Below are 11,530 nucleotides of genomic sequence, written 5' to 3' on the forward strand. Positions count from 1 at the left end.
TTTAAAGTAGCCAATAACTGCTTTTATTTGCTCACTAGACTATCGTCCTATAGCTCTTCAAACGCCTACAAAATTCGCTTAAACAGCCTCTAAAAACTCGTATTTTCAATAACATGCATCTTACCAAAAGCCAATTCGTCGTTTATTGATACCAAAGTCTGGGATTTATTTTTTGACGTTTATTGCCCAGTATTAACAATGAGTCATGCAGGGTAATCGCACGTCACTAACTAACTCGACATTTCATATCGAATAATAAGGTGATGTGCTAACAGAAGCTGACTCACCACTCCTATCGATAGGGTGGCTTTAGACGTGCGATTGCCCTGATGGGTCACACGCTATTCCTCGTGAACTTTCCCAACCTTAAAAATCACAAGTGGAGAGCAACACAATGGCAGATGACAAAACCAACGCTGCTGAATACTGGAAAGCAAACGTCCGCTTAATTTTCGGATGCCTGGCTGTTTGGGCATTTGTTTCTTACGGATGCGCTATCCTTTTTCGCCCGCTGCTCGCCGGTATTCCGGTTGGCGGTACCGATCTTGGCTTCTGGTTTGCACAACAGGGCTCAATCCTAACGTTTATCGTGCTGATCTTCTTCTATGCCTGGAAGATGAACAAGCTCGATCAAAAATTTGGCCTTGGGGAGTAAGCCGGTATGAGCCAGTTTGCAATTAACTTACTGTTCGTCGGCGCCTCTTTTGCCTTGTATATAGGCATTGCGATTTGGGCGCGCGCCGGCTCAACGAAAGACTTCTATGTCGCGGGGGGCGGGGTTCACCCGATCACCAATGGCATGGCCACCGCAGCGGACTGGATGTCAGCTGCATCGTTCATTTCCATGGCGGGCCTGCTAGCCTCAGGCGGCTACGCCAACTCTACTTTCCTGATGGGCTGGACTGGTGGCTACGTTATCCTCGCGATGCTGCTAGCACCTTACCTGCGTAAGTTTGGTAAGTTCACCGTGCCTGACTTTATCGGCGACCGCTTCTACAGCAACACCGCTCGCTTAGTGGCTATCGTCTGCTTGATTGTGGCGTCGGTTACCTACGTTATCGGTCAAATGACCGGTGCGGGCGTAGCGTTCTCTCGCTTCCTTGAAGTCAGCAACACCTGGGGTATTTGGTTAGCCGCACTGATCGTTTTCCTCTACGCCGTATTTGGTGGTATGAAAGGCATTACCTATACCCAGGTAGCCCAGTACATCGTTCTAATCATCGCTTACACCATTCCTGCGGTGTTTATTGCCTTCCAACTAACCGGCAACCCGATTCCGATGTTCGGTATGTTCAGCACGCATACTGAATCCGGCATTCCGCTGCTGGCTAAATTGGATGACGTGGTTAGCGCACTTGGCTTCCGCGACTACACCGCCGATGTGGACAACAAACTCAACATGGTGCTGTTTACCCTGTCGCTGATGGTCGGTACTGCCGGTCTACCCCACGTTATCATTCGCTTCTTCACCGTCCCGAAAGTAGCCGATGCTCGCTGGTCTGCTGGCTGGGCGCTGGTGTTCATTGCCCTGCTTTACCTCACGGCTCCTGCGGTCGGTTCAATGGCACGTCTGAATCTGGCGACCACCGTGTACCCAGAGATGGCGGGGCAGGTTGAAAACTACGAAGAGGCTGCGCAAAACCCGATTCTGTACGAAGAACGCCCTGATTGGGTTCGTACATGGGAAGAAACAGGCCTTATCACCTTCAACGATCTCAACAATGACGGCCGTATCCAAATGTATAATGATGCTGCCGACTACTCTGATCGTGGCTGGGAAGGCAACGAGCTAACCGTCAATAATGACATACTGGTACTCGCCAACCCGGAAATTGCCAATCTTCCCGGCTGGGTTATTGGTTTGATTGCAGCGGGTGGTATCGCCGCAGCACTCTCGACAGCTGCAGGCTTGCTGCTGGCGATCTCGTCGGCGATCAGCCACGACTTGATCAAGACCATGATCAATCCCAAGATCACCGAGAAAGGCGAGATGTTGGCAGCGCGAATCTCCATGGGTGGCGCCATCCTGTTGGCCACTTACCTGGGGCTTAATCCGCCGGGGTTTGCGGCACAAACGGTGGCACTCGCCTTTGGTATCGCCGGTGCATCACTGTTCCCCGCGCTGATGATGGGTATCTTCTCCACGCGGATGAACAGCTCAGGCGCGGTCGCCGGTATGCTGGCGGGCTTGATTTGCACCCTGCTTTACATCTTTACCTACCTGGGCTGGTTCTTCGTGCCGGATACCAATATGCTGGCAAACACGCCGGATAACTGGATCTTTGGCATCTCGCCGCTCTCCTTCGGTGCCGTAGGCGCGATGATCAACTTCGCCGTTGCCTTTGCGGTTTCCAGAGTGACAGCTGCACCGCCGCAGGAAATTCAGGATCTGGTGGAAAGCGTTCGCTATCCGAAAGGTGCTGGCATGGCGATAGACCACTAAGTCATACTCCTTCCTGATGCGTTATCGCCATACGGCGATAACGCTTTGGAATCGACCTCATCATCGGGCTTCCTTAGGGAGGCCCGATGGCTTTTATAGATAGCTTTTATAGACGGCTTTTTGAAAGGATAAATTATGATTTGGCACTTGATCGCCGCCGTTTTTGCAGGCCTTGCGGCAGCCGGGATTGGCCTGATACTGCGCAATTTGAGCGGCAAACGTTTGCCCAAATGGATAGTCCCGGTGTGTGGCGGACTGGGTATGCTGGGCTATCAAGTTCAGGTGGAGTACAGCTGGTTTGACCACAAGCAGGCACAACTGCCCGAGACCGCCACGGTCATTTCAACCGAAAGCAGCACGGCGGTATGGCGCCCATGGACTTTTGCCATTCCGATGATCACCAAATTCAGCATGGTGGACAGCGAGAACATCCGTATTACCGAGCAGGATGACACCCGTTTAGCGGAATTTATCCTTTATCAGTTTGAGCGCCATCACACCGATATTTTGATCACCCAGCCCTATCTACTCAACTGCGAGAGCCGTGAGCTAGTGCCCCTGGATAAAGACTCCCGCGACCCTATCCTCGAAGAGATACGCACGCTGCGCGAAACATCACCGCTACTCAACAACGTATGCGCCTAGACAAATAAACAGCCCGTGGTACAAACGGTCGTACACGACCCGTTGTTTCGCCTAGAATGAAGCCTTTTGACTGGCGCACGTTAAACACTCTGGCGGGGAGAAAGGCATGTTTCACGGCGGGCTACTGGTAGCGGTTTCGTTACTCTACATTGCCGTTCTATTTGGTATCGCTTGGTACGGTGATCGCCGCGCGCGTACCCACGGCGCCACCCGTCGGCGTCCGATCATCTATAGCTTGGCACTGGCCATTTACTGCACCTCGTGGACGTTTTACGGCGCGGTTGGCCAGGCAGCCACCGCGGGATGGTCGTTTGCGAGCATCTTCGTCGGACCGATTTTAACGTTTTTACTCTTCTGGCCGGTGCTGGCCAAAATGATCCGCGTTGCCAAACATCAAAACGTCACCTCGATTGCCGATTTTATTGCCTCCCGTTACGGCAAAACCCAGTCGCTGGCCGCCTTTGCCAGTCTGGTTGCCCTGGTCGGTACCCTGCCCTACATTGCCCTGCAGCTAAAAGCAGTTTCCACTACTTTTAGCGTTCTTACCGATGCCACCGATGTGACCCATACGCCGTTGTTTGGCGACACGGCCTTCTATGTGGCCATTGTGATGGCAATTTTCGCGATTCTATTCGGCACCCGCCACACCGATGCCACCGAACACCACGAAGGCTTAATCCACGCCGTGGCATTCGAATCGCTGGTCAAGCTGCTCGCCTTCGTGGTGCTTGGCGCCTTTGTTACCTGGGGTATGTTTGATGGCCTGGGTGAGCTGATGGGGCATGCCGAAAGCCAGCTCGAACTCCAGCGCCAGCTGGCCAACCAGGATTTTGGCCAAAGTTTCTGGGCCCAAACGCTGCTCGCGATGCTGGCGATTCTGTGTCTTCCCCGCCAGTTCCATGTGGCAGTGGTGGAAAACATTCACCCTGACGACGCCACGAAAGCGCGCTGGCTGTTTCCACTTTACCTGTTGGCCATTGCCTTTTTTGTGGTGCCCTTAGCCGCCGCTGGTCTGCTGCTGTTTTCCGAAAGCGGCGTAGAGCCCGATACCTACGTACTGGCTCTATCCATGGCCTCGGGCCACCAATGGTTAACGCTACTCACCTTTATCGGCGGTTTCTCGGCGGCCACGGGCATGGTGATTGTCGCCGCTGTGGCCGTGTCGATCATGATCTCCAACGAAATCGTTATCCCGGCGCTGTTCCGGCTGCGCTGGTTTGATACCAAGGCACGGGATTATGGGCGCTTGGTGCTACGTGCGCGGCGTTTAACCATTGTTGCCGTACTGGCCATGGCCTACGGCTTCTACCAGCTAATTGCCGAATTTACCTCGCTGGCCTCGATTGGCATGCTCTCGTTTGCCGCTGCCTCGCAATTTGCCCCAGCGCTGATTGGCGGCCTCTACTGGAAGCGCGGCAACCGGCTTGGGGTGATTGTCGGTATGAATGCGGGCTTCGCCATCTGGGCCTATAGCCTGCTTATGCCCGCGATGATCAATGCTGGTGTGCTGCCGACTGGCTGGCTTGACGGAGGCCCGTTGGGGCTCAATTGGCTATCGCCCACGACGCTGTTCGGCCTCAACTTAGGTGACAGCTTTACCCACGGCGTGATGCTGTCACTCGGGGTAAACCTGTTCTGCTACATTTTCGTTTCCCAAGTTACCTCACAGCGAGTGGTCGAGCGTATTCAGGCCTCACTGTTCGTGGATAGCGTGGAAACACGCCAGACCTCGGTCAACCGCCCCTGGACCGGGGCGACCACCGTGGGCGATTTAAAAGTCCTTTGTGAACGTTTTCTAGGCGCGGGACAGGTCGATCGCGCCTTTGAAGACTACGCCCGCCGGGTGGGTAAACCACTGGACGACGGCACTCGTGCCTCAATCGATATTATTCAGTTCACCGAACGCTTTCTGGCCTCGGTGCTAGGCGCTTCATCGGCACGCATTGTAGTCAACTCGGCACTTCAGGGGCGCGGTATCGGCATATCGGATGTGATTTCGATTGTCGATGAAGCCTCCCAAGTGCTGGAGTTCAACCGGGCGCTGCTTCAGGCCACCATTGAAAACATTAACCAGGGCATTAGCGTGGTCGATCAGAACCTTCGCCTGGTGGTGTGGAACCAGCGCTATCTTGAGCTCTTCCGCTTCCCTGACCACCTGATTCGTGTTGGCGCCCCCATAGACCGTATCTTCCGCTACAACGCCCACAACGGCGAGTATGGCCCGGGTGACCCGGAAGAGCACGTGCAGCTACTGCTCGACAATATTCGCGAAGGCCAACCCCACCGCTATGTGCGCTACCGCCAGGATGGCAGCGTGCTGGAAGTGCAGGGCAATCCCATGCCTGGCGGCGGTTTTGTGTATACCTACCAGGATATTACCCAGCAAAAGCGCATCGAAGAGGCTTTGATTCGCTCGGAAAACAATATCCGTATCTATACCGATAACGTGCCCGCGTTGATTGCCTACTTCGACAAAGAGTGCCGCTACCTATTTACCAACCGAGCCTACGAGCAGGCGTTCAATATTGACCGCAACGCAGTCATTGGTCGCCGCTTTGAAGACGTGTTGCCAATTAAGCAGGCGGAGGAGCGCGCGCCATGGGTCGCACGCGCCTTGAACGGCGAACGGGTCAGCTTTGAAGTCTCGCTGCGGGTGAATGAAGCCATGCGCTATATGCTGGTCACTTACACGCCGCACTTTGGTGACAGCCAGGCGATCCTGGGCTTCTTTGCGCTCTATCAGGATATTACCGAACGCCGTCAGGCTGAAATTGCCCTTAAAGAGACCAATGAAACCCTGGAAGAGCGCGTGCGTGAGCGTACCCAGGCGCTCTCTGAAGCCAACGCGGCGTTGCGCCAGGAGAACCGGGTACGCGCCGAGGCAGAGCTCGCCCTGCGCCAGGCCAAGCAGCTCGCAGAAGATGCCAACGCTTCCAAAACGCGCTTTTTGGCCGCGGCCAGCCACGACTTGCTGCAGCCGCTTAACGCGGCACGGCTATTTACCTCCGCGCTGATGCAGAACGTGACTACGACCGACACCCAGCGCATCGTTGGCCATATCGATAACTCGCTGCAGGCCGCCGAGGAACTGCTAAGCACCCTGCTGGATATCTCCAAGCTGGACGCAGGCGCCCTAACGCCCCGCCGCAGTCACTTTGCCCTAGCGGATATCTTCCGCCCGTTACGCGCCGAATTTGAGGTGATGGCGGACGATCGCGGATTAGATTTAGAAGTCGTGCCTACCCAGCTTTGGGTCGACTCAGATCCTCAAATGCTGCGCCGTATCGTGCAAAACTTCTTATCCAATGCGATTCGCTACACTCAAGAGGGGCGCGTGCTGTTGGGCTGCCGTCGCCAAAATGGCTGGCTCTCTATTGAAGTGTGGGACAGCGGCCCCGGCATTCCCGAGTCTAAATTGAGCGAAATTTTTCAGGAATTCCGCCGATTGGATCAGGTCTCCCGCCACAAAGAGAGCGAGAAAGGGCTGGGGCTAGGGCTCTCCATTGCCGACCGTATGAGCCGGGTGCTGGATCATCCTATCAAGGTACGCTCGACGGTAGGCAAAGGCGCGGTTTTCTCGGTTAGCGTACCGATTGTCACCGTCCACGAGTCAACCAGCACCGAGCTTGAGCCGCATGCACGGCGCGGCAGCCATAAGCTGAGCGGTACGCGGATTGTATGCATCGACAACGAGACGCTGATTCTGGAAGGCATGACCGCCATGCTTAGCGGCTGGGGCTGCGAGGTGTTTACCGCCACCAGTATCGGCGGGGCCAAATCGATCCTACGCAATATGGATGGCGACCCTGACGCTATTCTGGCGGACTACCACCTGGATAACGAAGTCACCGGCTTAATGGCGCTGGAAGCACTCAGCGAACGTTTTGAGGGGGCGGTACCGGGGATTGTGATTACCGCTGACCGTACCGAAGCGGTAGCTGAAGAGATCAAGCGGGCGGGCTATCAACTGCTGCTGAAGCCCGTTAAACCGGCGGCACTACGGGCGCTACTGACGCGCACGCTGCAGGCCAATCGTGCGGCGCGCTAAGCGCGCCGCGGTTAACACAGTCGTTGTTTGCTACTTGCTTAGGAAACGACTTTCGGCGGCTCGACTTCAAGCTTCTGAGCCGCGATAACCGCCTGGGTACGTGAGTGTACGCCCAGCTTGCGTAGAATCGCAGTCACGTGAGCTTTGATCGTGGCTTCAGAGACGCTCAGTTCATAAGCGATCTGTTTATTCAGCAGGCCTTCGGTCAGCATATTCAAGACGCGGAATTGCTGGGGCGTTAGCGAAGCAATCGCCTCGGCAAAACGCGACTCCTCTTCGCTGGTCTCTTCCAGCACGTTGGCCAACGCCTCAGGTAACCACACCTCGCCCTGCAGAATTTCGCCGACGGCTTCAGCAATTAGTTGTAGAGACGATGATTTAGGGATAAAACCCGACGCGCCGTAGTCAATAGCACGACGAACCACGTAGGGTTCATCACTACCAGACACTACCGCAACGGGGATATCAGGCATTTGACCACGCAGTTGGATTAAACCAGAGAAGCCATGGGCTCCCGGCATATGCAGATCCAGCAGAATCAAATCGGCATCTGGGTGGCGATTCACCACGTCAGTGGTGGCTTCCATGGTGTCCGCTTCGACAATTTCCGCCTGGGGGGCCAACTGGCGTAACGCTTGGGTCAGCGCTGCACGAAACAGCGGGTGATCGTCAGCGACGATAAACTTATGAGCTACTGCCATGGATATTCCTCCGGTTCCTCGAGCAGCGGGGTTGTCTGCCGCCGCGACGCTAGGCTCTTACGGTTGTGAAGCATGGTACCCCATGGGCTTCATCATGCCCAAGCATCACATGCACAATTTATAATAGATCGTTCACACAAGTGAAACATGTGTCTATAAACGCTTATCTATAAACGCGCATCTATAAACACAACCGTGCCGACCTACTCAGGTCGGCACGGCTTTGAGTCGGCAAACAAGCTCTATTGGGCTAAACAGCCTATCGCGTTGTCGCCATTATTGGTTGGCGCGATGCTCAATCAGCTCATCGACCACCGACGGGTCGGCCAGCGTACTGGTATCACCCAAACCATCACACTCATTGGCGGCAATCTTGCGCAAAATGCGGCGCATGATTTTACCCGAGCGGGTTTTCGGCAAACCTGGCGCCCACTGGATGACATCCGGCGAAGCAATCGGGCCAATATCTTTGCGCACCCACTGGGTCAGCTCTTTTTTGAGTTCGTCTGTCGCCTCGATACCGTCACTCAGGGTGACATAGATATAGATGCCTTGTCCCTTAATATCGTGCGGAAAGCCAACAACGGCTGCTTCCGCAACGGCGCTGTGCGCTACCAGAGAGGACTCAATCTCGGCGGTGCCCATGCGGTGACCCGACACGTTCAGCACGTCGTCCACACGCCCGGTGATCCAGTAGTAGCCATCCTCATCGCGGCGACAGCCGTCACCCGTGAAGTACATACCGTCGTAGGTCGAGAAGTAAGTCTGAACATAGCGCTCGTGGTCACCCCAAATAGAGCGCGCCTGACCCGGCCAGGCGTCAAGGATCACCAGGTTGCCTTCAGTGGCGCCTTCCAATTTATTGCCTTCGTTATCGACCAGCGCGGGCTTCACACCGAAGAACGGTACGGTCGCAGAGCCAGGTTTAAGCGGCGTAGCGCCCGGCAGCGGCGCAATCATGATGCCGCCGGTTTCGGTTTGCCACCAGGTATCTACAATCGGGCATTTTTCGTTGCCGATAACGCGGTAGAACCACTCCCAGGCTTCCGGGTTAATCGGTTCGCCCACGGAGCCCAATAGCCGCAGGCTATCGCGTTTGCTGGAGTCCATGACGTTTTCGCCATGGGCCATCAGAGCACGCACCGCGGTGGGCGCAGTATAGAGAATATTAACGTTGTGCTTATCAACGATATCACCCATACGGCCATGGGTGGGATAGCTGGGAACACCCTCAAACATCAGGGTAGTCGCACCGTTGGCCAAGGGGCCATAAACGATATAGCTGTGCCCGGTAACCCAGCCAACGTCCGCGGTGCACCAGTAGATTTCACCCTCTTGATAGTCAAACACGTACTGGTGGGTCATGGCGGCGTAGGTCAGGTAGCCGCCGGTGGTGTGCTTCAAGCCTTTAGGCGCACCGGTAGAACCCGAGGTGTAGAGAATGAATAGCGGGTCTTCGGCGCCCATGGCTTCCGGTTCACACTCGTTGGACTGCTTGTCGACCAGCTCGTCAAACCAGACATCGCGCCCCTCTTTCCACTCGATCTCACCGCCGGTGCGCTTCACCACCAGGACGTTTTTGCACACATCAGTGCCGTCACGGGTCAGCGCGGCGTCCACGTTCTCTTTCAGCGGTACGTGCTTACCACCGCGCACCGACTCATCAGCGGTAATCACCAGCTTGGAGTCGGCGCCAATAACCCGCTGGGCAACGGCGTCCGGCGAGAAGCCACCAAAGACAACCGAGTGAACGGCCCCGATGCGCGAACAGGCCAACATAGCCATGGCGGCTTCGGGAATCATCGGCATATACAGCGTAACGGTATCGCCTTTATCGATACCCAGCTCTTTCAGCGCGTTGGCTAGCTGGTTCGTGCGTGCATAGAGTTCGCGATAAGTAATGTGTTTGGACTCATCGGGGTTGTCGCCTTCCCAAATGATCGCTGTCTGGTCACCGCGCTTATCCAGATGGCGGTCAAGGCAGTTGGCGCTGACGTTAAGCAGGCCATCCTCAAACCAACGAATATCGACATTGTCACGCGCAAAGGAGGTGTTTTTGATTTTGCTGGGCGCTTTAATCCAGTCGAGGCGTTTGGCTTGCTCAGCCCAGAAGCCTTCCGGGTCGTCTATCGACTGCTGATACATGGCCTCATATTTGGCTTTATCGGCCCAGGCATTGGCGGCGAAATCGTCGCGCACCGGATAGACCTTCTGTTGATCGCTCATAAAATTGCCTCTGTCCGTGAAAATGCACTCTCTAAGAAACTGTAGTCGATACGATTATTTATGGGCTTATTGACCATTATCGGGCGTATCGGCTGCCATTAATGTTCCCCTAGCATAAACCTCCTCGCGCAGGCTTCCCTTTAGACATTGGTATTATCATTTTTTATTTAAAAAACAAACATTTATAAACAAATCACGAGACGACTTCCGGCCTGTAGACCAAGGTCTTAGCGCAGTGTCGGCAACGATAATGACGCCCGTTTACCACTAAAGCATGACGTCTTGGGGTAAATTGATGAAAGCGGCAATCGCATTGGTAACGATAAGGTGCGGACTGCGCCTGCTTAATATCAAACCGATGGGTAACACTGGGAACTAAACCAAAAAGGTCGCGCATGACCGTTTTCCACTCGCGGCCGTGGGGTTTTAAACGCGGGCCGTTGTCCAAATGAAACACCAGCCAGTGAGCCATTTCGTGGGGAATCACCTCATCAAAAAACGCCGTGCGGTTCTCTCTCAGTAACACCGGGTTCAAGCGTAACCCGCCGTGGCCAAGATGCGCCTGGCCGGCCGAAGCGCCGCGCAGGTTAAACCACACATTTGGGGCTGGCAGCGCTGGGCACACTTCACAGCAGCGCTGCCACGCTTGTTCGACGCGAACTCGCGCGGCCTGATGCAACTCTGTTTCCGACATAGCCGCCAATTCAGTGGCAGGCCAAGGAGGCAGTGGTGACGTCTTCATTAGTGATAAACTAGCCGTTATAGGTAACCATTGATGAACGTTTGTATTAACGAGGCTTTACTCATGGCAGAGCGCAGCGATACGCCTGAAACGAACACGCCACCGCAGCCACTGCTCGAGGATGAGCAGTTGGATAGATTGGACGACTTCCTTGACTCGGATCAAGTGGATGAAGACGCCCTGGATCTTATTTCCACCCATGGCTTTTTAGTGGCCCTTGCCGTGGCACCCAGCGAAGTACCGGCGACCCAGTGGCTGACTGAGCTGTTTCAGGGTGAGCCTCGCTACGCCGATGACGCCGAGCGTGATGAGATTATTACCCTGCTCACACTGTTACGCGACAACGCGGTGGCGGTACTCGAGCAAGGCGGCTTACCGGAACTGCCGTTTGAACTAACGTTGGGAGGAGAACCCGCCGAGGAAACCCCTATAGGCGACTGGTGTGCGGGCTTTATGGAAGGCGTCTTCAGCGACGAGAGCGCTTGGTTCCAGGACGATGAAGAGGCCGCCGCCGCCCTGCTGCTACCGTTTATGCTGCTCTCCGGACTGTTCGACGATGAGCCGGACTTGGCCGAGCTGGCTAAAGATCAAGAACGCCAGGAGTCGCTGGTAGTGCAGTTGCCGGAACTGGTTTTGGATCTTTACCTGCATTACCGCGTGCCACCGGAAACGCCCAAACCCAAACCGCGTAAAAAAACGCCTGCAAAAGGTAAAAAGCGCTAGGT

General features: G+C 55.2%; 8 protein-coding genes. 5 read left to right on the forward strand and 3 right to left on the reverse strand.

What is annotated here, in order from left to right; all coding sequences use genetic code 11:
• Window positions 1–394: 394 nt before the first annotated feature.
• The 4 genes from HALTITAN_RS13300 (at window position 395) to HALTITAN_RS13315 (ending at window position 7,136) form a co-directional block, all read left to right on the forward strand.
• Window positions 395–655 carry a DUF4212 domain-containing protein gene (locus HALTITAN_RS13300; RefSeq protein WP_007113808.1) on the forward strand — a complete coding sequence of 87 codons (261 nt, stop codon included), beginning with the start codon at window positions 395–397 and terminating at the stop codon, window positions 653–655.
• A gap of 6 nt (window positions 656–661) precedes the next feature.
• Window positions 662–2,443, forward strand: coding sequence for a sodium:solute symporter family protein (locus HALTITAN_RS13305; protein WP_009287414.1), 1,782 nt, complete (start codon window positions 662–664; stop codon window positions 2,441–2,443).
• A gap of 135 nt (window positions 2,444–2,578) precedes the next feature.
• Window positions 2,579–3,088, forward strand: a complete 510-nt coding sequence (locus tag HALTITAN_RS13310; RefSeq protein ID WP_022522135.1) for a hypothetical protein — start codon at window positions 2,579–2,581, stop codon at window positions 3,086–3,088.
• Between the two features lie 106 nt (window positions 3,089–3,194).
• A complete protein-coding gene (locus HALTITAN_RS13315; protein ID WP_009287415.1) occupies window positions 3,195–7,136 on the forward strand; it encodes a hybrid sensor histidine kinase/response regulator in 3,942 nt (1,313 codons plus the stop codon).
• Window positions 7,137–7,174: 38 nt separating this feature from the next.
• On the opposite strand, the gene HALTITAN_RS13320 is transcribed toward HALTITAN_RS13315, so the two are convergent.
• The 3 genes from HALTITAN_RS13320 to HALTITAN_RS13330 all read right to left on the reverse strand — a co-directional run bounded on the left by HALTITAN_RS13320 (window position 7,175) and on the right by HALTITAN_RS13330 (window position 10,805).
• Window positions 7,175–7,837, reverse strand: a complete 663-nt coding sequence (locus HALTITAN_RS13320) for a response regulator (RefSeq protein ID WP_007113812.1) — start codon at window positions 7,835–7,837, stop codon at window positions 7,175–7,177.
• A 276-nt stretch (window positions 7,838–8,113) separates the two neighbouring features.
• Window positions 8,114–10,063, reverse strand: coding sequence for an acetate--CoA ligase (gene acs / locus HALTITAN_RS13325; RefSeq protein ID WP_009287416.1), 1,950 nt, complete (start codon window positions 10,061–10,063; stop codon window positions 8,114–8,116).
• A 193-nt stretch (window positions 10,064–10,256) separates the two neighbouring features.
• Window positions 10,257–10,805: a SprT family zinc-dependent metalloprotease gene (locus tag HALTITAN_RS13330; RefSeq protein ID WP_027958146.1), complete on the reverse strand. Its 549-nt coding sequence runs from the start codon at window positions 10,803–10,805 to the stop codon at window positions 10,257–10,259.
• Window positions 10,806–10,868: 63 nt separating this feature from the next.
• Between HALTITAN_RS13330 and HALTITAN_RS13335 the strand changes: the two genes are divergently transcribed.
• Window positions 10,869–11,528, forward strand: coding sequence for a YecA/YgfB family protein (locus HALTITAN_RS13335; RefSeq protein WP_022522130.1), 660 nt, complete (start codon window positions 10,869–10,871; stop codon window positions 11,526–11,528).
• Window positions 11,529–11,530 lie beyond the last annotated feature (2 nt).

Origin of the sequence: Vreelandella titanicae BH1, assembly GCF_000336575.1 — a bacterium.
In the GTDB taxonomy this organism is placed as follows: Bacteria; Pseudomonadota; Gammaproteobacteria; order Pseudomonadales; family Halomonadaceae; genus Vreelandella; species Vreelandella titanicae.